The following is a 26641-nucleotide window of genomic DNA, read 5'->3' on the forward strand; positions in this document are numbered from 1 at the left end:
GGGCCCGGGGCAGCCTTTACAACTTCGGCGGGTTCAGCTCCACCGAGCGGAGCGCGGCCGCCAGCGCGAGCTCGCCACCCACGTCCAGCGCGGTGTCCGTGAACTTGATCGTGTGGTCGTCGCCGTGCGCCGCCGCCCGCGCGAAGACCTCCGCCGGATCGAGCCCGGTCGGCGTGTACGCGGCGGCCTCCCGTGGCGTGTACGCGGCCGTCACCGCCGCCGAGGCCGACCAGGCCGCCGCGAGGCTCGGCGCCCACAGGGCGCGGGGCAGCGCCGGCAGGGCGCGCAGGACGGCGTTGGGCGCGGTCGCCGCGTGCACCAGCATGATCGGCTCGCCGTGCCCGTGCGTCGCGTACCGGTGCACGGCCGCCGTCACCAGCTCCGCCAGCCGCTCCCGCGCCGTCTCGGGCTCCGTCTCCGTGCCCCAGACGGGCACGGCCGTCAGCTGCGCCAGCCGCTCCCGGATCCCGCCCTCCTGGTCCGGTACCAGCGGTACGGCGGCGAGCGCGGCGGCCGCGTCCGGCGCGGCGGCCAGCGGGGCGAGCCGCGGCAGCGGCTGGTGGCGGGCGGCCCAGTAGCCGAGCGCGTGCGCCAGCTCGGCCCGCCGGGGCGCCGTCTCCGCGCCGGGCGAGAGCAGGGTCCGTACGGCGTGCCCGGTGCGGATCACCGGATGCGTGGCCCCGCCCGCGATGCCGGGCAGCAGTCGGGGCCACCACTCCGCGAGGACCTCCCGCCACGGCCGGTCCGCCAGCTCGCGGGCGAAGTACCGGGTCCAGTCGGTGATCCGGACCGGATCGCCGAGCGCCTCCCGCCAGTTCGCGGCGGTGACCGGGGCGTACGGCGCGGGCGCCTCCTCCAGCTTCGGCGCGTACACGTCCAGCCAGCGGTGCACGGCGGCGGAGTGCCCGTGCCGGGCCAGCGCCTCTACGGCCATGGGCGCGTGGTTGGTGAGCCAGCCGTTCCGCTCGGGGCCGCTGGCGTGGAGCCGTTCGAGGGCTTCGTCGAGGATGCCGGTGGTGTCCATGGCAGGGACGGTAGGGCGCCGGGCAGCCGCCCCGTAACGGCCTCGGGACCTACACCCGGGGGCGGAGGGCCCCTCCGCCGGTGGTCGCGCACTCGCCGGAAGGATCAGTGGACTCGGCGGAAGGATCAGTGGACTCGACAGGCGAGGCAACTTCCCGCCGCCGCCCCGCGTCGTAAGAGGAGAAAGGGGCAGACGGTCGGGGATGTGACGACCGTCTCACCGACAGAGCGGTCGGGGAAGGCTCCGGAGTGCCACTCGTGGGCCCTGACCTGCGGATCCGTGCGGACGGCGGGCCGCCGGGCGGGGCGATGGCCGCGCAGGATACTGCATGATCGCGAAAATCCTGAGCCTCCTGGGAATTCTGTCCCGATTCCGGTCGTTGTTTCCGTCGGATGCAGGGCACCCGCAAGGGTGTCGCGACCTACTCAGCAAGGGAGCACGCATGGCAACCCGTGCCGTCGCCCGTCGTCAGTCCGCCGCCAAGAGCGGGGACGGCCGGGCAAGCAGCGTTCGCGCCGTGGGCGGGGAGATCGCCGACCGCGACCTGGTCGGCATGTACCTCGACGAGATCGCGCGCACGCCCCTGCTCGACGCCGCCAAGGAGGTCGAGCTCTCCCAGACCATCGAGGCGGGCGTCTACGCCCAGCAGATCCTCGACGGCGAGGTGGAGGCCGAGGCGGGCGGGGCGACCCGCGAGGAGCTCGAGGCGCTGGCCGCCGAGGGCGAGCGTGCCAAGGACCTCTTCATCAAGTCCAACCTGCGGCTCGTCGTGGCCGTGGCCCGGCGCTACCCGCGCAGCGGCCTGCCCCTGCTCGACCTGATCCAGGAGGGGAACGCGGGCCTGGTGCGCGCCGTCGAGAAGTTCGACTACGCGAAGGGCTTCAAGTTCTCCACGTACGCCACGTGGTGGATCCGCCAGGCCATCACCCGGTCCATCGCCGACCAGTCCCGCACCATCCGCCTGCCCGTCCACCTGGTGGAGGAGCTGGGCCGGATCCGGCGGGTCCAGCGCGAGTTCAACCGCGAGCACGGGCGGGAGCCCGAGGCCGCCGAGGTCGCGGAGGAGCTGGGCTCGACGCCGGCGCGGGTCACGGACGTCCTGGACTGGGCGCGCGACCCGGTCTCGCTCAACATGTCGGTCGACGACGCGGGCGAGACGCAGTTCGGCGACCTCCTGGAGGACACGTCGGCGATCTCGCCGGAGCAGTCCGTCCTCACCCTCCTCCGCAGCGAGGAGCTCGACGACCTGATCGACAAGCTCGACAACCGGACGGCCTCCATCATCCGGATGCGGTACGGCATCGAGGACGGGCGCGAGCGCACGCTGACCGAGGTCGGCAAGGAGCACGGCCTCACCCGCGAGCGCATCCGGCAGATCGAGAAGCACGCGCTGCTGGAGCTGAAGAAGATGGCACGGGACACGGGCTTCGACGCGGTGGCGTAGCGCGTGTCCGGCAAGGACGAGGGGAGGGATCCCGTACACCGGTACAAGGGATCCCTCCCCTCGCCATAGGGTCCCTCCCCTCATCGCCGCCCCGGGTCAGTCCACGGCGGCCGTGAGCCGGCCCGTCAGGTCCTGGATGTACGTGCGCAGGGACTCGGGCGCCCGGACCTTGAAGGGGGCGTCCATCACCGCCAGCCGGATGGCGATCCACTCGACGGAGTCGGTGACGCGGGCGCGCAGCCGGCAGCTGTCGGGGCCGGTCGCGACCGGGGCGAGGTGCGCGGGGAGGCGGGCCACCACGAACTCCGCCGGCGCGGCGAACTCGACGTCCAGGTCCACCTCGCCCTGCGCCCGCGTCATCGAGCGCACGAGGTAGGCCGCCTCGTCCCCCTCCGGCAGCTCCCGGGGCGTGAAGCGCGCCCCCGTCGCCAGCGGGTCGGTCACGCGGTCGACGCGGAAAGTGCGCCAGTCCTCGCGCCCGAGGTCGTACGCCACCAGGTACCAGCGGCTTCCCGTCGACACCAGCCGGTACGGCTCCACCAGCCGCTTCGACTCCGCGCCGTCGCCCGCCCGGTAGCTGAACCGGAGCCGTTCGCGGCCGGTCACCGTGCCCGCGAGGGCCGTCAGGGTGGAGGGCGCGACGGTGGCGCCGTCGCCCCGGGTCAGCGGCAGGGTCGCGTTCTGGAGGGTGGAGACCCGGTGCCGCAGCCGGGCCGGCAGCACCTGCTCCAGCTTGGCCAGGGCCCGTACGGACGCCTCGTCGACGCCCTCGATGGCGTGGCCGGCACCGGCCCGGAGGCCGACGGCGATGGCGACGGCCTCCTCGTCGTCGAGGAGCAGCGGAGGCATGGCCGTACCGGCGACGAGCCGGTAGCCGCCGATCGCGCCCTTGGTCGCCTCGACGGGATAGCCGAGGTCCCGGAGCCGGTCGATGTCGCGGCGGATCGTGCGCGGGGAGACCGAGAGCCGGTCGGCGAGCTCGCTTCCGGGCCACTCGCGCGGGGTCTGGAGGAGCGAGAGCAGATTCAGGAGTCGTGCCGGGGTGTCCGTCATGTCACCAGCATGAGACCGAATTAGGACTCCATCTGACCTAGATGGCTTTTATGGTCCTCCTATGAACGCACACGAGACCGACGCCGCCACGGGGGCGGACAGCACCACGGGGGACAGCACCACGGGGGACAGCAGGCGCTGGATCGCCCTGGCCATCGTCATGACGGCCGCCTTCATGGACCTGGTCGACGCCACGATCGTGAACATCGCGATCCCCAGCATCGAGCACGACCTCGGCGCCGGCTTCGGCGCGATCCAGTGGATCACCGCCGGCTACGCGCTCGCCTTCGCCGCCGGTCTCATCACCGGCGGACGCCTCGGCGACATCTACGGCCGCAAGCGGCTCTTCCTCCTCGGCACCGCCGGCTTCACGATCGCCTCCGCGCTCTGCGGCTTCGCCGCCAACCCGGAGATGCTGGTCGCCTCCCGCCTCCTCCAGGGCGCGGCGGCGGCGATGATGGTGCCGCAGGTGCTGTCGATCGTGCACGTCACCTTCCCGGCGCACGAGCGCGGCAAGGTCTTCGGCCTGTTCGGTGCGATCGTCGGTCTGGGCGCGGTCTCCGGCCCGCTGCTCGGCGCGCTCCTCACGGAGTGGAACATCGCGGGTCTGGAGTGGCGGCCGATCTTCCTGATCAACCTGCCGGTCGGCATCGCCGCCCTGCTGCTGGGCCGCAAGTACATCACCGAGTCGAAGGCGCCGAAGGCGCTCCGGCTCGACCTGGTCGGCGTCCTGCTCGTCACCGCCGCGCTGCTCCTGCTGATCTACCCGCTGACCCGCGGCCGTGAGCTGGACTGGCCGCTGTGGGGCCACCTGATGATGGCGGCCAGCCCGGTCGTCTTCGGTGTCCTCGTCGCCTACGAGCGGTACAAGACGAAGAAGGACGGCTCCCCGCTGGTCGAGCTGTCGCTGTTCCGCGTGAAGTCCTTCGCGGCGGGCATCGCCGTGCAGCTGACCTTCGGCATCGTGCTCGGCATCTTCTTCCTGGTGTGGACGCTCTACATGCAGATCGGCCTCGGCTGGACCGCCCTCAAGGCGGGTCTGACCGGCGTGCCGTTCTCGATCGCCGTCTCCATGGCCGCCGGCATGTCCGTCCAGCTGCTCGTGCCGCGCTTCGGCCGCAAGGTGCTCCAGGCGGGCGCGCTGACGATGGCCGCGGGCATCCTGCTCTACTTCTTCCTCGCGGGACGGTACGGGGCGGAGATCTCGCCCTGGCAGATGGTCCCCGCGCTGGTCGTGATGGGTCTCGGCATGGGCCTGATCGTGGCGCCGCTGACCGACGCGGTGCTCTCGGAGGTCCCGAAGGAGCACGCGGGCTCGGCGTCCGGCCTGATCAACACGACGGGCCAGATGGGCAACGCGATCGGTCTGGGCCTGGTGTCGGTGGTCTTCTTCGGCATCGTCGACGACCGGGGTCCGCTGCGGGCCCCGGCGCAGGTGGCGGACGCCTTCGCCGACGCCTTCCGCAACTCCCTCGGCTGGGCCGCGGTGGTCCTCGCCGGCATCTTCCTGGTGATGTTCGCCCTGCCCGCCAAGCCCAAGCAGCACCTGGAGGGCGGCGTGGACGAGGACGAGGACGGGGACGAGCCGGGCACGGTGGAGAAGGAGCCCGCGCTCACCCGCTGAGTGCCGCTGAGTGCCGCGGAGTGCCGCGCGAAGGGCCCCGGTCGCGCGACCGGGGCCCTTCGTCATGCCGCTAGCGGTTGACCGCGCCGCGGTGGCGGAGGTCGCCCTTGAACTCCGCCGCGCGCATCACGTCGGGCATCGGGGTCGACTGCTGGACCCAGCCCTCGTCCCAGACGAAGGTGTTGCCCATGATGTCGCCGTGGGTCTGCCAGACGGCCCCGGACGGGGTGATCACCTTGACGAAGGCGTCGTTGCCCTGCGCCTCGATGGCGATGCCGCAGGCGTCCGCCGGGTAGTTGGGGTTCACCGGGTCCACGTCCGGGTTGGACGCCGTCGTGTTCGTCAGGTCCTGCCACTCGATCCCGCCACCAGGCACGTTCGCCTTGCCGACGTACGCCCTGCCGCCGTAGAGCGCGGCCTGGAAGTCCTCGGAGTTGGACGGGCTGTAGGTGTCGATGTCGACACAGGGGCCGGTGGGGCCGGTGGGGCCGGTGGGACCGGTTGCGCCGGTCGCTCCTGTGGCGCCGGTTGCTCCTGTGGCGCCGGTGGCGCCGGTTTCACCTGCGGGGCCTGCGGGGCCTGCGGGGCCGTCGGGGCCGGTGGCTCCTGTTGCTCCGGTCGCTCCCGTGGCTCCTGTGGCGCCGGTGGCGCCTGTGGCGCCGGTTTCACCTGCGGGGCCCGCCGGGCCGTCGGCACCCGTCGCACCCGTCGCACCCGTCGCACCAGTCGCACCCGTGGCGCCCGTCGCCCCAGTGGCTCCCGTCGCGCCCTTCGGGCCCGTCGCCCCCGTCGCGCCCTTCGGGCCCGTCGGGCCGGTCGCTCCGGTCGCGCCGGTGTTGCCCTTCGGGCCCTTGGGGCCGGGCGGGCCCTTGGGGCCGGTGGGACCGGTGGGGCCCGTCGGGCCCTTGCAGCCGCCGCCGCCCGTCCTCGGGTCCTCCGTCACGGCCTGCTGTGCCAGGAAGTCCTCCAGGGCGGAGGTCGACGGGGAGCCGGGCAGGGCCCGGGGCTTGCAGCCCGTCATCGGGTTCGACACCGCCGCGTCCGGGGCCGGAGCCTGCGGGGTGCCCCACGCCGAGGCGGTGGGCGCGAAGCCGGTGAGGACGAGCGCGACCGAGGCGAGCGCGCCGCCGCCGACCCAGGCGCGCCGCCGGGGCAGCGGGCCGAGCGGGGACCGGGTCCTGGGGTCAGGACGCATGAGAGGGCTCCTTCCTCCGCCGGCGCCGGGCGGCGCCGGCGCGAGTGCCGGTGGGGGGATCCGTACGGGAACATCGCCCGGCTCGGGATCATGGGATGAACTTCCCATCGGTTCATCGGGTCGCTTCCGCGAAGCCTTGATGGGTTCGGGGGCGCTCTCAGCGCCATGGCGTAGCGGCTCAAGCCGAATGGATGCGTACGCGATGGCGAACGTGGAACCCCCTGACGGCGCGCCGCCCACCGGCCCCCACCGGGCCGTGCCTACCGTCGCCCCCCGACCGAACCGCGAGAAGTGGTGTTGCCATGCGGCCGTCCCTCTGCTTGTGCATGATCGTCAAGAACGAGTCCTCGGTCATCGAGCGGTGCCTCGCCTCCGTCCGAGACCTCGTGGACACCTGGGTCATCTCCGACACCGGTTCCACCGACGGCACCCAGGACCTCGTCAGGAAGGCCCTCGCGGGGGTCCCGGGGGAGCTGGTCGAGGAGCCCTGGGTGGACTTCGGGCACAACCGCAGCCTGAACATCGCGCGCGCCCGGGCCCGCGGGGCCGACTTCCTGCTGCTCCTCGACGCCGACCACGTCCTGCGCCAGGACGGGCCGCTGCCGGAGCTGACGGCCGACGCGTACATGCTGCGCCACGAGGGCGCGCTGGAGTACCGGATCAAGCGCCTGGTACGGGCGGGGCTGCCGTGGCGGTACGAGGGCGTCACGCACGAGTACCTGACCGCCGACCGCGACCACGAGCAGCGGAACCTGGACGCACTGGTCATCGAGGACCACGCCGACGGCGGCTCCCGGCACGACAAGTTCGAGCGCGACGCCCGGCTGCTCGGCGCCGAGCTCGTCCGCGACCCGGGCAATCCGCGGACGGTCTTCTACCTCGCCCAGACCATGCGGGACATGGGCCGTACGAGGGAGGCGATCAGGCTCTACGAGCGGCGCGCGGCCATGGGCGGCTGGGGCGAGGAGGTGTACTACGCGCTGCTCCAGGCCGGGGTGCTGGCCGCCGAGGCCGGCGACTGGGCGGCCGGACAGGACGCGCTGGTACGCGCCTGGGAGGCCCGCCCGGAGCGCCTGGAGGCGGTGTACGAACTGGCCTCACGGCTCCGCAGGGACGGCCGGCACCACGCCGCGCACGCCCTGGTGTCGGCCGTCCTCGACCGGCCCGCGCCCGCCGACGACCTGCTCTTCCTCCAGCCGTGGGTGTACCGCTGGGGGCTGCTCTTCGAGTACTCGATCACCGCCTACTGGGTCGGCGACCACACGGCCTCTCTCGCCGCCTGCGACCGCCTCCTCGGCCTGCCGGACCTGCCCGCGCCGTACCGCGAGCAGACCCTGGCCAACCGCGAGTTCGCGGTACGCGTGCTGGGCGTGCCGGCCCAGGTCTGAGCCGGCACGCCCGGCGGCGGCCGTCCCCCGTGACGGGGGCTCAGCGGACCCGCGAGCGGGCCTCCATCGCCCCGCGGGCCGCCGCCTCCGACTCGTACACCTCGCACATGTGCCGGCCGTCCGGGGTGGCCGTGTGCTCGACCTCCCAGAGGCTCAGCTCGGCGCCGTCGAGCAGCAGGAACTGGTGCTCGTAGAGGGTGAAGCCGGCGTCCCGGCCGCCCTCCACCGGGCAGTTGCGGCCGAAGACCTGCGTGATGTGGTGGGCGAAGGCGATCCGCAGCCGGCGGGCGGTCCGCTCGGCGGGCCGGTCCGCGTTCTCCGCGCGGCGCAGGACGCGGCGGGCGTGGTCCGCCGAGTTGTCCGGCACGTACATCCGGGGCTGGGCGGGTATCGGACGGGCCAGCAGCGCGCTGAGCGCCGCCAGGTCGTCGTCCTCCTCCAGAGGGCGCCCGTCGGCGCGCTCCACGGTCCACTCCGGCAGCGGGCCCGCGGGCAGCCGGGACGCGGCGAGCCGCACCTCCGCCTCCTCCGCGTACAGCTCGTGCTGCTCCGCGCCGTCCCGGCCCGCGTTGTGCGCGAGCTCCCAGAGGACGAGGGCGCTGCCGTCGGACAGCAGGTAGGTGTGGCGGTAGGTGCTGCGGTTGAGCGAAGAGCTGTGGTGCGAGGAGTGCAGCGCGGTGGAGTGGGCGAGCGCCGACTCCAGGCGCTCCACCATCGCGTCGGGCAGGTCGAAGGAGTTGAGCGCCCGGCCGAGAAGCCGCTCGACGTGCGTCTCGGTCGTCTCGTACGGATCGTGGTGATCCCGCGGATCGTTCAAGAGGGTCTCCAGGCCGTCGCCGCATGTCACTTGGTGCTTGCTTAACGTAGTCCCTGGGTCCGACAACGGGGTCGGGGTTACGGAAAACGAGGGGCCCGCGACGGAAGTTCCCGCCCACCGCCGACTTCTCAACTCCCTTGCTGTTACCGGGAGTACCAGTCGCCGGCGGGGTCGTACAGCTCCCCGTACGAGGGGAAGTCGCCGCCCGGGCCGCGCTGCCCGGCGGGCGCCGCCAGGACCGCGCGGACGATCGCGCGGGTCACCAGGTCGGCGCCGGCCGCCAGGACCTCGTTCAGCGCGAGCGGCCCCGGTTCGGCGGGCAGCTCGCGGGCGCCGGTGGCGAGCGCGAAGACCGTGTCGCCGTCGTTCATCAGATGCACCGGCCGGATCGCGCGGGCGATGCCGTCGTGCGCCGTCCCCGCCACCTTCTGGGCCTGGGCGCGGGTCAGGACCGCGTCCGTGGCGACCACCGCGAGGGTGGTGTTCAGCGGGGGCCGCCCGGAGGCGGTACGGGCTTCCGCGAGCCGCCGGGCCGCCGCCTCGTGCACCGCGCGCGGCGGGCGGGCGGGCAGACCCTCGGCGAAGGCGCCGTCCTCGAAGAGACCGCCGTACAGGACGCCGGTCGCCGGGTCGAGGGCCGAGCCGACCGCGTTCACCACCACCAGCGCGCCGACCGTGATCCCCGACTCCAGACGGGCGCTCGCCGTGCCGACGCCACCGCGCAGCCCGCCCACCACCGCCCCGGTGCCCGCGCCGACCGCGCCCGTCGCCACGCGCGCGTGGTCCCCGGACGCCGCCGCGGCCTCCACCGCGGCCCGGCCGGTGGCCGCGTCCGGGCGGGCCGAGAAGTCGCCGCCCCGGCCCAGGTCGAAGACGCACGCGGCGGGCACGACCGGCACCACGTGCGCCGGGTCGGGGCCCACCCGCACCCCCCGGCGGCGCTCCTCCAGCCACGCCATCACCCCGGCGGCGGACTCCAGGCCGTAGGCGCTGCCGCCGGTCAGGACGAGGGCGTCGATCCGCTGGACCACGTTCCTCGGGTCGAGAGCGTCCGTCTCGCGCGTGCCGGGGCCCCCGCCGCGTACGTCCACGGCGGCCACCGCGCCGCCCTCGGGCGCGAGGACGACCGTCGTGCCCGACAGGGCCCCCGGCCCCGCCACGCGCGCGTGGCCCACCCGGACACCGGGCACGTCGGTGAGACCGTCGGGGGAGAACGCAGGAGCTGTCATGTCCCCTTCCTACCTCAGGAGTCCGGTTCCTACCTCAGGAGCGGCGGGCCTGCTGAGGAGCGGCGGGGCGGCCTGGTAGGTCCGGGTCGGGGTGCTCGTCACGCCGCGCGGAGCGGCACCGGCACCGGCAGCGGGGGCGCGGCCTCGTAGCGGGCCGCCACCAGCCGGGCCAGCCGCGGGTGGTCCGCGAGCGGCGCCGACACGGCGTACGCGTCCGGGAGCCCGTCCAGGGCCCGGGTGAAGCGGCCCGGCGCCAGCAGGTGCGCCGCCACGGCGACCCGCCGGAATCCCGCCGCACGCGCGCGTGCGACCGCCTCCGCGGGTGCGGGGGAGGCCGCCGAGCAGTACGCGACGGTCACCGGGACCGGGAGGAGGCGCCCGAGCTGCTCCGCCGCGGCGAGGGTCCCGTCGTTCCCGCCCGGCCGGGACGAGCCGGCGCCCGCGACGACGACCGCGTCCGCGGGCCCGCCCGCCGCCCGCTCGGTAGCGCGCAGCCGCTCGTACAGCGCCAGCGACACGGCGGACTCACCGCGCAGCCCCGGCGTCACGGCGCACGCGAAGCGCCGGGCGACGGCCGGGACGTCCACGGTCCGGTGGTAGCCGTCGCCCAGCAGCAGCGGCACCACGACGGCGCCGGGCCGGCCGGCGAGCACGTCCGGCAGCGACGGCGCCTGGTGGTCGAGGTGGCCCACGAGGACCGGCGCGCCCGTCAGCCGCCGTACCCTCCCGGCCAGCCGCTCGACGACGGCACCGGCCCCGGGCAGCGCGCTCCCGTGCACCGCCAGCACCAGCGCACGCTCCCGCTCACCCGCCCGCTCCCGCTCCCACATCCCGCACCTCGCTTCCGAGCGCCCAGCGTCTCTGGATCCGCCCGCCGTTCCGCCGTGGCTCCCGGGGGTGCACCGGCCCCGGGAGACCCGGCGGGAGGGTCCGCGCCGCGGTGTCGTACGCCGCCCGGACCCGTACCACCACGCTAGGGCCCGCGCCCCCGCCCCCACCCCCGCCGTTCGGCCCCGCCGCGAGGGCCACAAGTCCCCTCTCCTCGGGCCTTTCCCGGGGCGGAGGCCACCCCCGGCCGTCCTAACGTCGAAGGTGCGGAGTTCCCATCAGCCCCCACCCCCGGAGCCACCATGTCCTCCAGCCCGTCCCTCGTCCTCGTCGGCCACGGCATGGTCGGTCACCGGCTCCTGGAGGCGCTGGCCGAGCGCGGCGCGCTGGCCGGTCCGGCGGAGCCCGGGGCGCCGGGATGGCGGGTCACCGTCCTGGCGGAGGAGGACGTCCCCGCGTACGATCGGGTGCACCTCTCCTCCGTGTTCGCCGGGACCGAACCGGACCAGCTGAGCCTGTCCACCCCCGAGTTCCTCGCCGCGCACGGCATCGACCTGCGGCTCGGCGACCCGGCGGAGCACGTGGACACCGCCGCCCGGACCGTCACCACCACCTCCGGCGCGGTCGTCGCCTACGACGCGCTCGTGCTCGCCACCGGCTCGTACCCCTTCGTGCCGCCGATCCCCGGCGCCGACGCCCTCGGCTGCTTCACGTACCGCACCCTCTACGACGTGGACGCGCTCACCGCGTACGCCGAACACGCCTCGACCGGCGTCGTCATCGGCGGCGGGCTGCTCGGCCTGGAGGCGGCGGGTGCGCTGCGTACCCTCGGACTCACCACGCACGTCGTGGAGTTCGCGCCCCGGCTGATGCCGCTCCAGGTGGACGACGGCGGCGCGGCCGCCCTGCGGGCCACCATCGAGTCGATGGGCGTGGCCGTGCACACCGGCGTCGGCGCGACCGAGGTGGAGACCGGCCCCGACGGCCTGACCAGCGCGCTCAGGCTCTCGGACGGCGAGCGGATCCCCACCGACCTGGTCGTCTTCTCGGCCGGCGTCCGCCCCCGCGACCGGCTGGCCCGCGAGGCCGGGCTCGCGGTCGGCGACCGCGGCGGCGTGGCGGTCGACGCCCACTGCCGGACCACCGACCCGTACGTGTACGCGATCGGAGAGTGCGCCCAGACCTCCGACGGGCGCGTCTACGGCCTGGTCGCCCCCGGCTACCAGATGGCCGAGGCCGTCGCCGACCAGCTCGCGGGCGACGGCACGACCGAGTTCACCGGCGCCGACACCTCCACCAAGCTGAAGCTGATGGGCGCCGACGTGGCCTCCTTCGGCGACCCGTTCGCGGGCGGCGGGGAAGCGACCGAGATCGTCTTCTCGGACGGCCGCGAGGGCGTCTACAAGAAGCTCCTCCTGGGCCCGGAAGGGCAGCTCCTCGGCGGCATCCTGGTCGGCGACGCCGAGGCGTACGGCTCCCTGAAGCCGCACGCGGGGCGCCGGCTGCCCGCCCCGCCCGAGGCGTTCATCCTGCCCGCGACGGCCGGCGGCGCCGCGCTCCCCGGCGCGGACGCCCTCCCCGACGACGCCGTCGTCTGCTCCTGCCACAACGTGACCAAGGGCGCGGTCAGCGCGGCGATCGCCGAGCACGGCCTCACCGACATCGGCGGCGTCAAGCGCTGCACCAAGGCGGGCACGGGCTGCGGCGGCTGCGTCAACACCCTCCAGGCCGTCCTCGACGCGGCCGGCGTGGAGAAGCGGCGCGGCCTGTGCGAGCACTTCCCCGAGCTGACCCGCCCGGAGCTGTACGAACTGGTCCGCACCGAGCACATCCGCTCCTTCACCGAACTGATGGAGCGGTACGGGGCCGGGGGCTCCGGTTCCGGCTCCGGCTCCGGCTCCGGCTCCGTGACGTCCGGCTGCACCGTCTGCAAGCCCGTCGTCGCCAACGTCCTCGGCGCCCTCGCCCCCGAACTGGGCCTGCGGCACGTCCTGGAGGGGGAGCAGGCCGCGCTCCAGGACTCCAACGACCTCTTCCTCGCCAACCTCCAGAAGGACGGCACGTACTCCGTCGTCCCGCGCGTCCCCGGCGGCGAGATCACCGCCGAACAGCTCATCGTCATCGGCGAGGTGGCCCGCGACCACGGCCTCTACAGCAAGATCACCGGCGGTCAGCGGATCGACCTCTTCGGCGCCCGCAAGGAGGACCTCCCCGCCATCTGGCGCCGGCTGATCGCGGCCGGCTTCGAGTCCGGGCAGGCGTACGGCAAGTCCCTGCGGACCGTGAAGTCCTGCGTGGGCGCCAAGTTCTGCCGCTTCGGGCAGGGCGACTCGGTGCAGCTCGCCATCGACCTGGAGCTCCGCTACCGGGGCCTGCGCGCCCCGCACAAGATCAAGGGCGGGGTCTCGGGCTGCCTGCGCGAGTGCGCGGAGGCCCGCGGCAAGGACATCGGCGTCATCGCCACCGCCGGCGGCTGGAACCTCTACGTCTGCGGCAACGGCGGTGCCACCCCGCGCCACGCCGACCTGCTCGCCTCCGACCTGTCGGCGGCCGAGCTCTTCGCCCTGATCGACCGCTTCCTCATGTACTACCTCCGGACCGGCGAGCGCCTGGAGCGCACCTCGGCCTGGCTGGAGCGGCTCGGCGGCTCCGGCGACGGGATCGCGCACCTCAAGGAGGTGCTGATCGAGGACTCGCTCGGCATCGGCGCGGAGCTGGAGGCGCAGATGGACCGGCACGTGGCCGCGTACCGCGACGAGTGGGCGGCCGTCCTGGCCGACCCGGAGGCGCTCGCCCGCTTCGAACGGCACGTGGCCGGCGTCGAGTTCCTGGAGCCGGGCCGCGGCCGGGCGGCGGTGCTGCCGGACGGGACGGAGGCCGCGCTGTTCAAGGACGCGGAGGGCGCGGTGTACGCGGTGGGCAACCGGGACCCGTACTCGGGCGCCGACGTCATCGCGAACGGCATCATGGGCCGCCGCGACGGCGTGCCGGTGGTGGCCTCCCCGATGCACAAGCAGGAGTTCGACCTGCGGACCGGCGCGAGCCTCGACGACCCGGACGTCTCCCTCCCGCTGCTGCCGGTGCCGGAGCTGCCGGGCGCGCCGGAGCGGCCGGGCGCCTGACACGCGCGCGTACACCGTCCCGTACGACCTCGTCCCCCCTCTCGTACGACCTCCGGTACGCCCCCAGACTGCCCCCGGCCCGAGTCCGACGGCCCCACACCCCTTCCAGGGGTCGCCGTACCGGCCCGGGGGCACCCCCCTTCCCCTTCCCCGCACACACGCACGCGCGCGCGTGCGATGGCCCGACCGGCCCGCCCCCACCGGGACCAATGGCCGCCCCGGGACCCGACCTAGGCCCGCCCGCGGTCGCGACCATCGGCACTGACGACACCCCGACCCCGAGGCGCAGCCTGGAAAGGCAAGGAAGAAGCCTCGAACAGGCTCGTAAACGTCAGGGAAGTCAGGGAAGCGCCATGAGTTCCGTAGTCCAGGACAGCAGAACCACGGGCGGGACACCCGCCTCGTACGACACGGAGCAGTACCGCCCCGGCCGGGCGATCACCGACTGGGAGCCGGAGAACGAGCTCTTCTGGAAGTCGATCGGCAAGAAGGTCGCCAACCGCAACCTGTGGATCGCGGTCCCGGCGCTGCTCGTCGCCTTCGTCGTCTGGCAGGTCTGGTCCGTCACGGCGACCAATCTGAAGGACGTCGGCTTCGGCTTCTCGACCTCGCAGCTGTTCTGGCTGACGGCCATCCCCGGTCTGACCGGCGGCACGGCCCGGATCCTCTACACCTTCCTCGGCCCGATGATCGGCCAGCGGCGGTTCACCGCCCTGTCGACGGTCGTCCTGATCGTCCCGCTGATCTGGCTGGGCATCGCCATCCAGGACCCGACCACCCCGTACACGGTGATGGTCGTCATCGCCGCGCTCTGCGGCATCGGCGGCGCCAACTTCGCCTCCTCCCTCGCCAACATCGGCTTCTTCTTCCCCAAGGCGAAGAAGGGCAGCGCGACCGGCATCAACGGCGGTCTCGGCAACCTCGGCGTCTCCGTCGTGCAGCTGCTGACCCCGATCGTCATCACCTGGTCGACGATCGCGATCGGCTCCGCCCAGCACAAGGCCGACGGCACCCCCGTCTACCTCCAGAACGCCGCCTTCGTCTGGGTCCCCGTCGTGCTGGTCCTGGCCGCCGTGGCCTGGTTCGGCCAGAACGACCTGAAGGTCGCCTCCACCCCGTTCAAGCAGCAGAAGATCATCTTCAAGCGCAAGCACAACTGGCTGATGACCTGGCTGTACGTCGGCACCTTCGGCTCCTTCATCGGCTTCGCCGCGGCCCTGCCGATGCTGATCAAGACCACCTTCCCGGACTACTCGGTCGCCACCTACGCCTGGATGGGCCCCGCCGTGGGCGCGCTCGCCCGCTGGGCCGGCGGCTGGATCGCCGACAAGTGGGGCGGCGCCCGGGTCACCATCCTGTCCTTCGTCGGCATGGCCGTCTCGATCATCGGCGTGATCAACTTCCTGCCCTCGGGCGGTGACGGCGGCAACTTCTACGGCTTCTTCTTCTGCTTCCTCGCCGCGTTCTTCTTCTCCGGCATCGGCAACGGCTCGACCTTCCGCCAGATCCCGGTCATCTTCCGCGGCACCCACCTGAAGGGTCTCACCGAAGGCACCCCCGAATACACCAAGGCCCTCAAGCAGGCCGAGATGGAATCGGGCGCGGTCACCGGCTTCACCTCCGCGATCGCCGCCTACGGATTCTTCTTCATCCCGGCGCTCTTCGGCTCGGTCGCCGTCACCAGCGCGATGTGGGGCTTCGTCGCCTTCTACGTCAGCTGCATGGTCGTGACCTGGTGGTTCTACGCCCGCAAGAGCGCCGAGGCCCCCAGCTGACCCACCCCGACGACCCGCGCGAAAGGTCCCGCCACGGCGGGGCCTTTCCGCATGCCCGGAAAAGGGACCTAGGGCCCGCCGCCGGTGACCAATGCCGCCGCAAATGATCGATCAAAGGGGGTGAAATGGAGGTAAGCAACGACGCGATCGAATGATTCGAAGAAGGCGGTGCGGGAAGTGACTGCGACCCCTGCGGAGACGACGGTGACCGAGCGGGCCTGGAAGGGCTTCAAGGGCGGACTGTGGCGGGACGCCATCGACGTCCGCGACTTCATCCAGCAGAACTACACCCCGTACGAGGGCGACGACTCCTTCCTCGCCGGCCCCACCGAGCGGACCACCGCCGTGTGGAAGGCGATCACGGACAAGTTCCCGGAGGAGCGGGCCAAGGGCGTCTACGACGTCTCGTACGACATCCCCTCCACCATCACCGCCCACGCCCCCGGCTACATCGACCGCGACAAGGACCTGATCGTCGGCCTCCAGACCGACGCCCCGCTCAAGCGGGCGATCATGCCCTACGGCGGCTGGCGGATGGTCGCCGGCGCCCTGGAGACGTACGGCTACCCGGTCTCCGAGGAGCTGGAGCAGGTCTTCACCGAGTACCGCAAGACCCACAACGCCGGCGTCTTCGACGCGTACACCCCCGAGATCCGCGCCGCCCGCAAGGCCGGCATCGTCACCGGCCTCCCCGACGCCTACGGCCGCGGCCGCATCATCGGCGACTACCGCCGCGTCGCCCTCTACGGCGTCGACCGCCTCATCGCGGTGAAGAAGGAGGAGAAGGCCGAGCTCGACGTCCTCCCGGCCGGCAACCGCTCCCTGGAGGAGACCATCCGGCTCCGCGAGGAGCTGTCCGAGCAGATGCGCGCCCTCGGCGAGCTGAAGGCCATGGCCGCCGCGTACGGGCACGACATCTCCGGCCCCGCCACCACCGGCCGCGAGGCGATCCAGTGGCTGTACTTCGCCTACCTGGCCGCGGTGAAGGAGCAGAACGGCGCCGCGATGTCGCTCGGCCGCACCTCCACCTTCGTCGACGTCTACCTCCAGCGGGACATCGAGGCCGGCCTCCTCACCGAGGAGCAGGCCCAGGAGCTGGTCGACGACTTCATCATCAAGCTCCGCATCGTGCGCTTCCTGCGCACCCCCGAGTACGACGAGCTGTTCTCCGGCGACCCGACCTGGGTCACCGAGTCCATCGCCGGCATGGGCGAGGACGGGCGTCCGCTGGTCACGAAGACCTCCTTCCGCTATCTCCAGACCCTGTACAACCTCGGCCCGGCGCCCGAGCCGAACATGACCGTCTTCTGGTCGCCGCAGCTCCCGCAGGGCTTCAAGGAGTTCTGCGCCCGCGTCTCCATCGACACCTCGTCCGTGCAGTACGAGTCCGACGAGCTGATGCGCCCGCGCTTCGGCGACGACACGGCCATCGCCTGCTGCGTCTCGGCGATGCCCGTCGGCAAGCAGATGCAGTTCTTCGGCGCCCGCGTGAACCTCGCCAAGACCCTGCTGTACGCGATCAACGGCGGCCGCGACGAGAAGTCCGGCGCCCAGGTCGGCCCCGCCACCGGCGCCCTGACCGCCGAGGTCCTCGACTACGACGAGGTCATGGCCAAGTTCGACGAGCAGATGGAATGGCTCGCGAACGTCTACGTCCACGCCCTGAACGTCATCCACTACATGCACGACCGGTACGCCTACGAGCGCGTCGAGATGGCGCTCCACGACCGCGACGTCCGCCGCACCATGGCCTGCGGCATCGCCGGCCTCTCGGTCGCCGCCGACTCGCTCGCCGCCATCAAGTACGCCAAGGTCTCCCCGGTCCGCGACGAGACCGGCCTCGCCACCGACTACGCCATCGAGGGCGACTTCCCGGCCTACGGCAACAACGACGAGCGGGCCGACGAGATCGCCGTCTGGCTGGTCGAGGAGTTCATGCGGAAGGTGCGCAAGCACCCGACGTACCGCGACGCCGAGCACACCCAGTCCGTCCTGACCATCACCTCGAACGTCGTCTACGGCAAGAAGACCGGCAACACCCCCGACGGGCGCCGCGCCGGCGAGCCGTTCTCCCCGGGCGCCAACCCGATGAACGGCCGCGACACCCACGGCTACGTGGCCTCCGCCCTGTCGGTCGCCAAGCTGCCGTACGAGGACGCCGAGGACGGCATCTCGCTCACCAACACCGTCACCCCCGACGGCCTGGGCCGCACCCCCGAGGAGCGGATCAAGAACCTGGCCGGCGTGCTCGACGGCTACATGGCGAGCGACGGCTTCCACATGAACGTCAACGTCCTCAACCGCGACGTGCTGATGGACGCCATGGAGCACCCGGAGAACTACCCCCAGCTCACCATCCGGGTCTCCGGCTACGCGGTGAACTTCGTCCGCCTCACCCGCGAACAGCAGCTCGACGTCCTCAACCGCACCTTCCACGGCGCGCTCTGAGACCCGAGGCACCACGCGAAAAGGGCGGAGAGGGGGGAGGGGGCCCCTCCCCCCTCCCCCCTCCCCCTCCCCGCCCCACCCCCACCCGCCCTTCCTCCCTCAGGAGGCCCTGCCATGGCCACGCTCCTCGGCCCGGACGTTCCCGTCCGTCCCGCCACCCCGGTCCAGGCGGCCACTCCGGCCGCAGCGGCGACCCATCGGCCCTCCGAGGGTTCGGTGCACTCCTGGGACCTCTCGACCGGGGTCGACGGGCCCGGCACCCGCTTCGTCACCTTTCTCTCCGGCTGCCCGCTGACCTGCCTCTACTGCCACAACCCCGACACGTGGAAGATGCGCAACGGGAAGCGGACCTCCGCCGACGACGTGATCGCCGAGGCGTCCAAGTACGTCCGCTTCATCTCCGCCTCGGGCGGCGGCGCCACCGTCTCCGGCGGCGAACCGCTCCTCCAGCCGGTCTTCACCGGCGAGCTGCTGCACCGCATGAAGCACGAGCTGGGCCTGCACACCGCCCTCGACACCTCCGGCTTCCTGGGCGTCCGCGCCACCGACGCCCTGCTGCGCGACACCGACCTGGTCCTCCTCGACATCAAGTCCTGGGACCCGGAGACGTACAAGAAGGTCACCGGCCGCCCGCTGCGGCCCACCCTGGACTTCGCCCGCCGGCTCGCCGACCTCGGCCAGGACGTGCACGTCCGCTTCGTCCTCGTCCCCGGCCTGACCGACGACCCCGCCAACATCGAGGGCGTCGCCGCCTTCGCCGGTGGCCTCGGCAACGTCTCCCGTGTCGACGTCCTCCCCTTCCACAAGCTGGGCGAGGCGAAGTGGCAGGCGCTGGACATGCCCTTCACGCTCCACGACACCCCGTCGCCCACCCCCGAGCAGGTCACGGCCGCCCGCGAGATCTTCCAGGCCCACGGCCTGAACGCCGTCTGACGCTCCCTCCACCCCGCTTCCGGCGACACGTTCACCCTTACGCCGGGCATAACGGGCCCAAAGGGTACATACGTCCTACCGTGGCCCCGTGACCGAGCCACCGAAGACCGCCGAGCCCCCCACCCCCGAGCCGGAGGCCGCGCCCGCACCGGCCGCGGACGGCCGCGCGCCCCAGACCCCCGCCGCCGTCCGCCGCCGCGCCGTCCTCGCCGGCACCGCAGTCTCCGTCCTGCTGATCCTCGCGATCGTCTTCGGCAGCCGGCTGCTCCGCGACTTCGACTCGGCCCTGCTGCCCTACGCCGTCGCCACCGTCTTCCTCGCCTTCGGCATCGCCTACCGCTACACCGTCTGGATCTCCGCCCCCGGCGCCCGGCGCCTCTTCCGCCAGGGCTGGCGCTCCTTCTTCTCCGCCGCGAACTTCCGCAAGGCGCCCACCGCCCTGCCGAAGATGATCGCCACGTACCTCGGCTTCCAGAAGTTCCTCGGCGCCCGCTCGCACGCCCGCTGGGCCGCTCACCAGCTCCTCTTCTGGGGCTGCATCCTCGCCGCGCTCATCACCTTCCCGCTGACCTGGGGCTGGTTCACCTTCACCTCGGACAGCGGCGACGGACCCGGCTACGAGATGCGGATCTGGGGCATCAAGGTCCTCGGATTCAACGCGCTGAACATCCTCGGCTGGCTCATGTTCCACGGCCTGGACATCGCCGCCGTCCTCGTCATCGCCGGCGCCTCCTACTTCCTGTGGCGGCGCATGAAGGACCGCGGCGCCAGCACCGGCCAGCGCTTCGCCTACGACCTGATCCCGCTGATCGCCCTCATCGTCATCTCGGTCACCGGCCTGCTGCTCACCTTCTCGTCGATCTTCCTGCACGGCGGCGGCTACGAGTTCCTGGCGATCCTCCACATGGTCTCGGTCGTCTTCACCCTCATCTACATCCCCTTCGGGAAGTTCTTCCACATCGTCCAGCGGCCCGCCGCCGTCGGCATGCAGCTCTTCAAGTACACCTCCCGCCGCAAGGACGAGGAACTCCAGACCTGCCGCCGCTGCCACGAGCCCATCGACACCCCCGACTACGTCGAGAACCTCCGCGGCACCATGAAGGACCTCAAGCTCGACTTCGACGAATGGGCCGAGTACTGCCCCCGCTGCAAACGCGTCCTCCGCGGCAACGCCTACCTCACCCACGTCAAGAAGGGCTTCAAGTAAGTGACCGCGACCGACCCCTCCCGGGCGCTGCCGCTCGATCCCTCCGTCGCTCCGCCCGGTACGCGGAACTTCCGGGACGCCGGGGGGATCCCCGCCGACCGGTGGCACGCCGACCAGAACGGGGAGACCCTGGTCCCCACCCACTGCTGCTTCTGCGGCGTGCAGTGCGGGATGTACCTGCGGGTGGACCGCGGGGGCATGGTCTTCGGCGTCGAACCCCGCAACCACGACATCAACCGGATGCGGCTCTGCCCCAAGGGCATCAACGCCTACCAGCAGGTCAACCACCCCGACCGGCTCACCTCCCCGCTCATGCGCCGCAACCGCGACGAGGAGTTCCGCGAGGTCAGCTGGGACGAGGCCCTTGACCACACCGTCGCCGAGATCCGCCGCATCCAGGCGGAGTACGGGAACGACGCCTTCGGGCTGCTCGGCGGAGCCAGCCTCTACTCCGAGAAGACCTACCTCGTCGGCAAGTTCGCCCGGGTCGCCCTCAAGAGCAAGCACGTCGACTACAACGGGCGCCTCTGCATGGTGTCCGCCGCCGGCGCCAACAAGCTCGCCTTCGGCATCGACCGGGCCGGCAACCCCTTCTCCGACATCCTCCTCACCGACTGCCTCCTCATCGCCGGCTCCAACGTCGGCGAGTGCTTCCCGGTGATGACCCAGTACCTGTGGGGGGCCCGCGACCGTGGCGCCTCCCTCATCGTGATCGACCCCCGGCAGACCGCCATCGCCCGCACCGCCGACGTCCACGTCGCCCTCAAGCCCGGCACCGACTCGGCCTTCTTCAACGCCGTCCTGAACGTCATCGTCGCCGAGGGACTCACCGACGAGGCGTACCTCGCCGCCCACACCACCGGCTGGGACGAGGTCCGCGCCACCGTCGCCGAGTACCCGCCGTCCCGCTCGGCCCGGATCTGCGGTGTCCCCGAGGAGCAGATCGTCCAGGTCGCCCGCATGTTCGCGGGCGCGGGCAGGGCCATGGCCTGGCACGCCCGCGGCGTCGAGCACCACTCCCAGGGCGTCGAGAACTGCCTCACCATCATCAACCTCTGCGTCGCCACCGGGAACATCGGCAAGCCCGGCGCCGGCTACGGCACCATCACCGGCCAGGGCAACGGCCAGGGAGGCCGCGAACACGGCCAGAAGTCCGACCTCCTGCCCGGCGGCCGCTCCATCTCCAACCCCGAGCACCGCCGCCAGATCTGCGAGATCTGGGGCATCGAGGAGTCCGAACTCCCCGCCGCCGGCACCTCCATGATGGAGATGGTCTGGCAGATGCAGCGCGCCGAGATCCGCGGCCTCATCGGCATCTGCAACAACCCCTTCGTCTCCCTCCCGAACTACGCCACGGTCAAGGAGGGCTACGACACCCTCCAGTTCCACGCCCAGTTCGACTTCTTCCTCTCCGAGACCGCCGCCAACGCCCACGTCGTCTTCCCCGTCACCGTCTGGGCCGAGGACGAGGGCGTCATGGCCAACGCCGAGGCCCGGGTCGTCAAGCACAACAAGGCCCAGGAACCCCCGGCCGGCGTCCGCACCGACACCTGGGTCATGTGCGAACTCGCCAAGCGCCTCGGCGCCGGCGACAAGTTCGCCTTCCCCGACTCCCGCTCCGTCTTCGAGGAGCTGAGGATCGCCTCCGCCGGCACCGTCAACGACTACTACGGCATCACCTACGAGCGCCTGGAGGAGACCGGCGGCATCGCCTGGCCCTGCCCGACCACCGAGCACCCCGGCACCCCCCGCCTCTTCGAGGACGGGCGCAGCTACCACCCCGACGGCAGGATCCACATGCAGGTCGTCGAGTGGCACCCGCCGATGGACCCCTACAGCGAGGAGTACCCGCTCTCGCTCACCACCGGCCGCACCGTCGCCCACTTCCTCTCCGGCAACCAGACCCGCCGGCTCGGCGCCCTCGTCGAACAGACCCCCCGCCCCTGGGTCGAGGTCCACCCCTCCCACGGCTTCCGCAACGGCGATCCGGTACGGGTCGTGACCCGCCGCGGCAGCGAGGTCTTCCCCGCCCTGGTCACCGAGGCCATCCGCCCCGACACCGTCTTCATCCCCTACCACTGGCCCGTCCCCACCGCCGCGAACGCCCTCACCATCGACGCCCTCGACCCCCGCTCCAAGATCCCCGAGTACAAGGTCTGCGCCGCCCGCATCGAGGCCGCCGAACGCGTCGACGACGTCCCCGCGCCCCCGACCGGGCCCGGGCAGCTCGCCTACCCCGAGACCCAGGTCTCCCGCACCGACCCCCTGCCGCCCACGTCCCCACAGGGCCGGGGCACCGCGGAGAGGAGCTGACCGCACATGATGGGCCGCACGATCTTCATCGACCCGGGCCGCTGCATCGGCTGCCAGGCATGCGTCTCCGCCTGCCGCGAGTGCGACTCGCACCGCGGCAAGTCGATGATCCATCTCGACTACACCGACGAAGGTCACTCCGTCGCCTCCCTTCCCACCGTCTGTATGCACTGCGAGGACCCCGTCGCCCCCTGCGCCGAGGTCTGCCCCGCCGACGCGATCCTCGTGACCGCCGACGGAGTCGTGCAGCAGGCCGACACCACCCGCTGCATCGGCTGCGCCAACTGCGTCAACGCCTGCCCCTTCGGCGTCCCGAAGATCGACCTCCAGGCGAAGCTCCAGATGAAGTGCAACCTCTGCTACGACCGCACCGCCTACGGCCTCGCCCCCATGTGCGCGACCGTCTGCCCCACCGGCGCCCTTTTTTACGGCACCATCGACGAGCTCCGCGCCGAGCGCCCCGGCGTCCAGGTCGCCGACTCCTTCACCTTCGGGGACGTCGTCGTCCAGACCGGCGTGGCGATGGTCGTCCCCGCCGACAAGGTGCAGTGGCCCGTCCCGGGCGGCCTGCCCGTCGTCGAGATCAACGGAAGGGACGTCCGATGAGCGTCACCGACCCGCAGCCGCCCGCACCGGACGCCGGCCACGACGCGGCCCAGGAGGCGCTCCACGACCGGATCGCCGCCGACTCCCTCACCACCCGCCGCGACTACCTGCGGATCGTCGCCACCGTCTCCGGCGGCCTCGCCGTCGGCGGCGTCGCCGTCGCCTCGGGCATCCTCCACCGGCACGGCGACAGCGACGGGGCACCCGAGCCGAAGAAGGTCGCCGACCAGATCTTGCCCGGAGAATCCCTCGCCTTCCGCTACCCCGGCGACGAGGACCGGGCCATCGCCGTCCGCATGGACGACGGCACCCTCGCCGGCTACTCCGCCGTCTGCACCCACCTGGCCTGCGCCGTCCTGTGGCGCAAGGACCGCGGCAGCGAGGGCGAGCTGTACTGCCCCTGCCACGAGGGCATCTTCGACGCCCGCACGGGAGAGGTCACCGCCGGCCCGCCGCCGCGCGGCCTGCCCAAGGTCGTGCTGATCGAGCAGGTCGACGGCAGCGTCTGGGCCATCGGCACCGCCCGCTCCGGCGAGAGCCTCCAGGAGGGCCTCTGCCGCCAGCAGGGCGACGCCCTGCGCCTGTGCCGCGAGCGGGCAGGAGCCGGACCGGAGAGGAGCGAACGCTCATGACGGACACGCCGTTCCCGCCCGACCCGGAGGCCCCGCGCCCGCAGGCCACCCCGCCGGCGACCACCCAGCCGCCCGCGTACCACCCGGGCAGCGCGCAGCCGCGGCTCAACCGTCCCGTGCGCGAGCGCTATCCGCAGATCCGGCCCACGAGCGGGTACGGCGACCCCCGGATCCGGCACACGGGACCGGGCCCCGGGGCGGGCACGGAGCAGGAACCGGAGCGCTCCTCGAAGCTGTCGGCGCGGCTGGCGCTGGCGCTCACGGTGGTGATCGGCCAGCTCTGGGGGCTGACCATCGTGGTGGACGAGTGGATGACCGGCGACACCGGCACCGCGTGGTGGGGCGCGGGATTCCTCGTCCTGTCGTTCCTGGTGGTCCTCGGCCTGTGGGCGGTGGACCCGAAGGACCGGTGACCGGAGGACCGCTGATCAGGCGGGTCCGGGGCGGGGGAGCGGGCGTACCCTGAAGACATGAGCACCGCCCCCGCCCACGGACCGCGAGACGCGAAGCCGAACGGCATTCGGCCGCATTCCGAGAACCCTCCGAAGCCGGCCATCGTCTTCGACGATCCGCTGGACGCGCAGTCCGCGGACGACACGGACCGCGGGTGGGGAGAGCGGCCTCCGGCCGGCGGCGGCGCCGCCGACCTCGCGCGCTTCCTCGACGAGAAGCCGCCGCACCACCTCTGACGCCGGAGCGTCCCTCCGGTCAGGAGGTGGAGTGCGTCCCCTGCCCGTTGCCGGAGCCGCGCTGCGCGACCAGGTGGTCGCGGATCTCCTTGAGCACCTCCAGCTCGCTGACCTCCATCGTCTCCTGGACGCCTTCCTTCGCCTTGTCGTGCGCGGCGCGCTTGGCGAGGACCTTGGCCATCGGCAGGACCATCAGGAAGTAGACGACGGCCGCGGTGATGATGAAGCTGAGGATGGCGCTCAGGACCAGGCCCCACTGGAGCTGGATGCCCTGCATCTCGCCGTTGACGATCCGGCACGGGTCCTTGATGCAGCTCGTGTAGCTTTCGAGGTCCTTCGTGCCGAAGGCGCCCACGATCGGGTTGATGATGCCCTTGACCACCGAGTTCACGATGTTGGTGAACGCGGCACCGATGACGACCGCCACCGCGAGGTCGATCACGTTTCCGCGCATCAGGAAGGCCTTGAAGCCCGCCATCACGCTTTCCTTCTTCTCGGCCACCAAGGTGCCTTTCTAGGGGTGTGCTGCTGTCTGCGGAGCCATTAGGCCGTGAAGCGCGCGAGGCCGTCCAATCCGTACACACGGGGCGGTGACTTGACAGTGTGTCAGTGCGAATCAGCACAGAGTCACCGCCAGTTGGGACGTGACACCGGCCCCTGCCAGCGCCGTCGCGGTCGCCCGGGGCACGGATAGGACGATCAGCGCCCCTCCGTCCGAACGAGTCTCACCCGGGCGCGGGACTTCGGCCACTCGGGCGGACCGCGCCACCACCCGCACCGCGCTACCGCCGCCCCCGAGCGGGGAGTTGGCGACCGGTGCGGCGATGACGTCCACCCGGTCGCCGGCGCGCAGGAGCCGTACGGCCTCCGCGTCCGCGATCCGCACCGGCGCGGAGACGAGCCGGACGGGAGCGGGCGAGCGGGCCGCGGGTGCGGAGAGAGGGCGCGGCCCGGGGTCGTACCGGCCCGGCGCTTCGAGCAGCGCCGCGTGCAGGGCGAGCGCGACGGCCGTCAGGACGAGGAGCGTGCCGGATACGCGGCGCAGCCGCGGCCGGAACCGCCCTCCGCGAACCCGCAGCGGCGGGAAGTCCGGCACCTCGGAGGGCGGCGGGACGGGACTCGCGGCGGAAAGCCGGTCGGCCACGGGAACGGGAACAGGGACAGGAACGGGAACAGGAACAGGAACGGAGACGGGGACAGGGACGGGAATGGTGGTGCGGGTCGTGTTCATGCGGTCACTGTCCCGCTCGACCCGCGATCCCGCTCCGGCCTGTGGACGATCCACGGTCTGTGGACAACTCGCCCACCCCTGCGAGGGGTTTACGGACTTTTACGGCAGCTCGATGCCGAGGTCCCAGCCGTCGTGGGCATACGTGCAGAGACAGTCGCGGTCCGCCGTGGCCGGGAGGGTGGCGATCGCGTCGAAGAGGACGTCGCGGAGCCGGCCGATGTTCTCGCCGAAGACGCGCAGGACTTCGGTGTGGGAGACGCCCTCGCCGGTCTCGGTGCCCGCGTCGAGGTCGGTGACGAGGGCGAGGGAGGTGTAGCAGAGGCCGAGTTCGCGGGCGAGGACGGCTTCGGGGTGGCCGGTCATGCCGACGACGGACCAGCCGTTGGCGGCGTGCCAGCGGGACTCGGCGCGGGTGGAGAAGCGGGGGCCCTCGATGACGACGAGGGTGCCGCCGTCCACGGCCTGCCAGTCCCGGCCGCGGGCGGCCTTGAGCGCGGCCTGCCGCCCGTCAGGGCAGTAGGGGTCGGCGAAGGTGACGTGGACGACGTTCGGGACGGCGCCGTCGGGGCGGGGTTCGCCGTCGAAGTAGGTCTGGGCGCGGCTCTTCGTCCGGTCGATCAGCTGGTCGGGGACGAGGAGGGTGCCGGGGCCGTACTCGGGGCGCAGTCCGCCGACGGCGCAGGGGCCGAGGACCTGGCGGACGCCGACGGAGCGGAGGGCCCAGAGGTTGGCGCGGTAGTCGATGCGGTGCGGGGGGATGCGGTGGTCACGGCCGTGACGGGGGAGGAAGGCGACGCGCCGGCCGGCGACCTCGCCGAGGAAGAGGGAGTCGCTGGGGTCGCCGTAGGGGGTGGTGACGGGCACTTCGCGGACGTCGTCGAGGAAGGAGTAGAAGCCGGAGCCGCCGATCACGCCGATCTCGGCGTAATCGCGCTCGCGGTCGCCGAGGCCCTCGCGGTCGCCGAGGCCCTCGCGGGCGTCGGAGCCGGGGGCGGAGCCGGACCCAGACCCGGAGCCGGAGTGGGGGACCGAGTCGTCGTCGGGAGCGGGGCCGGTGCCTGGGGTTGTCGTCGCCATGGCGTC

The 26641-nt window shown here is 72.5% G+C and carries 22 protein-coding genes; 13 read left to right on the forward strand and 9 right to left on the reverse strand.

The window, feature by feature from the left end:
* Window positions 1-16: 16 nt before the first annotated feature.
* Window positions 17-1024: a questin oxidase family protein gene (locus ACFXMG_RS27020; protein WP_383825045.1), complete on the reverse strand. Its 1008-nt coding sequence runs from the start codon at window positions 1022-1024 to the stop codon at window positions 17-19.
* 442 nt (window positions 1025-1466) lie between these two features.
* Between ACFXMG_RS27020 and ACFXMG_RS27025 the strand changes: the two genes are divergently transcribed.
* Entirely contained in the window at window positions 1467-2468 is a 1002-nt protein-coding gene (locus ACFXMG_RS27025) for a sigma-70 family RNA polymerase sigma factor (RefSeq protein WP_383825042.1), read from the forward strand.
* A 96-nt stretch (window positions 2469-2564) separates the two neighbouring features.
* Here the strand turns inward: ACFXMG_RS27025 and ACFXMG_RS27030 are convergent, their stop codons facing one another.
* Window positions 2565-3521: a helix-turn-helix transcriptional regulator gene (locus ACFXMG_RS27030; protein ID WP_383825040.1), complete on the reverse strand. Its 957-nt coding sequence runs from the start codon at window positions 3519-3521 to the stop codon at window positions 2565-2567.
* A gap of 61 nt (window positions 3522-3582) precedes the next feature.
* Here ACFXMG_RS27030 and ACFXMG_RS27035 point away from each other — a divergent pair, with 61 nt between their 5' ends.
* Window positions 3583-5145 (forward strand): MFS transporter, encoded by a 1563-nt coding sequence (locus tag ACFXMG_RS27035; protein WP_383825037.1) that lies wholly within the window; start codon window positions 3583-3585, stop codon window positions 5143-5145.
* A 70-nt stretch (window positions 5146-5215) separates the two neighbouring features.
* Here the strand turns inward: ACFXMG_RS27035 and ACFXMG_RS27040 are convergent, their stop codons facing one another.
* Window positions 5216-6340, reverse strand: a complete 1125-nt coding sequence (locus ACFXMG_RS27040; protein WP_383825035.1) for a hypothetical protein — start codon at window positions 6338-6340, stop codon at window positions 5216-5218.
* A gap of 326 nt (window positions 6341-6666) precedes the next feature.
* Here ACFXMG_RS27040 and ACFXMG_RS27045 point away from each other — a divergent pair, with 326 nt between their 5' ends.
* Window positions 6667-7728: a glycosyltransferase gene (locus ACFXMG_RS27045; protein WP_383825032.1), complete on the forward strand. Its 1062-nt coding sequence runs from the start codon at window positions 6667-6669 to the stop codon at window positions 7726-7728.
* Window positions 7729-7768: 40 nt separating this feature from the next.
* On the opposite strand, the gene ACFXMG_RS27050 is transcribed toward ACFXMG_RS27045, so the two are convergent.
* From ACFXMG_RS27050 to ACFXMG_RS27060, 3 genes are all read right to left on the reverse strand, one after another.
* Complete coding sequence (locus ACFXMG_RS27050) at window positions 7769-8545, reverse strand: DUF6227 family protein (protein WP_383825029.1); 777 nt, start codon at window positions 8543-8545, stop codon at window positions 7769-7771.
* A gap of 143 nt (window positions 8546-8688) precedes the next feature.
* Entirely contained in the window at window positions 8689-9774 is a 1086-nt protein-coding gene (locus ACFXMG_RS27055; RefSeq protein ID WP_383825027.1) for a P1 family peptidase, read from the reverse strand.
* 98 nt (window positions 9775-9872) lie between these two features.
* Window positions 9873-10604 (reverse strand): sirohydrochlorin chelatase, encoded by a 732-nt coding sequence (locus tag ACFXMG_RS27060; RefSeq protein ID WP_383825024.1) that lies wholly within the window; start codon window positions 10602-10604, stop codon window positions 9873-9875.
* A gap of 300 nt (window positions 10605-10904) precedes the next feature.
* On the opposite strand from ACFXMG_RS27060, the gene nirB reads away from it, so the two are divergent.
* The 10 genes from nirB (at window position 10905) to ACFXMG_RS27110 (ending at window position 24327) form a co-directional block, all read left to right on the forward strand.
* The gene (nirB, locus tag ACFXMG_RS27065) at window positions 10905-13724 is read left to right on the forward strand and encodes a nitrite reductase large subunit NirB (RefSeq protein WP_383825022.1); all 2820 of its coding nucleotides are present in this window, start codon (window positions 10905-10907) and stop codon (window positions 13722-13724) included.
* Between the two features lie 353 nt (window positions 13725-14077).
* The gene (locus tag ACFXMG_RS27070; RefSeq protein WP_383825020.1) at window positions 14078-15499 is read left to right on the forward strand and encodes a NarK family nitrate/nitrite MFS transporter; all 1422 of its coding nucleotides are present in this window, start codon (window positions 14078-14080) and stop codon (window positions 15497-15499) included.
* A gap of 177 nt (window positions 15500-15676) precedes the next feature.
* Window positions 15677-17947: a formate C-acetyltransferase gene (pflB, locus tag ACFXMG_RS27075; RefSeq protein ID WP_383825017.1), complete on the forward strand. Its 2271-nt coding sequence runs from the start codon at window positions 15677-15679 to the stop codon at window positions 17945-17947.
* Window positions 17948-18061: 114 nt separating this feature from the next.
* The gene (pflA, locus tag ACFXMG_RS27080) at window positions 18062-18880 is read left to right on the forward strand and encodes a pyruvate formate-lyase-activating protein (RefSeq protein ID WP_383825014.1); all 819 of its coding nucleotides are present in this window, start codon (window positions 18062-18064) and stop codon (window positions 18878-18880) included.
* Window positions 18881-18968: 88 nt separating this feature from the next.
* Window positions 18969-20087, forward strand: coding sequence for an MFS transporter (locus ACFXMG_RS27085; RefSeq protein ID WP_383825011.1), 1119 nt, complete (start codon window positions 18969-18971; stop codon window positions 20085-20087).
* Window positions 20088-22400: a molybdopterin oxidoreductase family protein gene (locus ACFXMG_RS27090; protein WP_383825008.1), complete on the forward strand. Its 2313-nt coding sequence runs from the start codon at window positions 20088-20090 to the stop codon at window positions 22398-22400. It begins immediately after the preceding gene.
* A gap of 6 nt (window positions 22401-22406) precedes the next feature.
* A complete protein-coding gene (locus ACFXMG_RS27095; RefSeq protein WP_383825006.1) occupies window positions 22407-23006 on the forward strand; it encodes a 4Fe-4S dicluster domain-containing protein in 600 nt (199 codons plus the stop codon).
* On the forward strand, window positions 23003-23638 hold the full coding sequence (locus tag ACFXMG_RS27100) for a ubiquinol-cytochrome c reductase iron-sulfur subunit (RefSeq protein ID WP_383825004.1): 636 nt from the start codon (window positions 23003-23005) through the stop codon (window positions 23636-23638). The genes ACFXMG_RS27095 and ACFXMG_RS27100 overlap by 4 nt, the downstream gene beginning before the upstream one ends.
* The gene (locus ACFXMG_RS27105; protein WP_383825001.1) at window positions 23635-24051 is read left to right on the forward strand and encodes a hypothetical protein; all 417 of its coding nucleotides are present in this window, start codon (window positions 23635-23637) and stop codon (window positions 24049-24051) included. Before ACFXMG_RS27100 ends, ACFXMG_RS27105 begins: the two co-directional genes overlap by 4 nt.
* 57 nt (window positions 24052-24108) lie before the next feature.
* Window positions 24109-24327: a hypothetical protein gene (locus tag ACFXMG_RS27110; protein ID WP_383824998.1), complete on the forward strand. Its 219-nt coding sequence runs from the start codon at window positions 24109-24111 to the stop codon at window positions 24325-24327.
* A gap of 19 nt (window positions 24328-24346) precedes the next feature.
* Here the strand turns inward: ACFXMG_RS27110 and mscL are convergent, their stop codons facing one another.
* From mscL to ACFXMG_RS27125, 3 genes are all read right to left on the reverse strand, one after another.
* Window positions 24347-24805 carry a large conductance mechanosensitive channel protein MscL gene (mscL, locus tag ACFXMG_RS27115; RefSeq protein ID WP_383824995.1) on the reverse strand — a complete coding sequence of 153 codons (459 nt, stop codon included), beginning with the start codon at window positions 24803-24805 and terminating at the stop codon, window positions 24347-24349.
* 138 nt (window positions 24806-24943) lie between these two features.
* Window positions 24944-25471 carry a hypothetical protein gene (locus ACFXMG_RS27120; RefSeq protein ID WP_383824992.1) on the reverse strand — a complete coding sequence of 176 codons (528 nt, stop codon included), beginning with the start codon at window positions 25469-25471 and terminating at the stop codon, window positions 24944-24946.
* Between the two features lie 186 nt (window positions 25472-25657).
* Window positions 25658-26635, reverse strand: a complete 978-nt coding sequence (locus ACFXMG_RS27125; RefSeq protein ID WP_383824988.1) for an S-methyl-5'-thioadenosine phosphorylase — start codon at window positions 26633-26635, stop codon at window positions 25658-25660.
* Window positions 26636-26641: the final 6 nt, after the last annotated feature.

The sequence above is a fragment of the Streptomyces sp. NPDC059201 genome (assembly GCF_042754585.1).
In the GTDB taxonomy this organism is placed as follows: domain Bacteria; phylum Actinomycetota; class Actinomycetes; order Streptomycetales; family Streptomycetaceae; genus Streptomyces.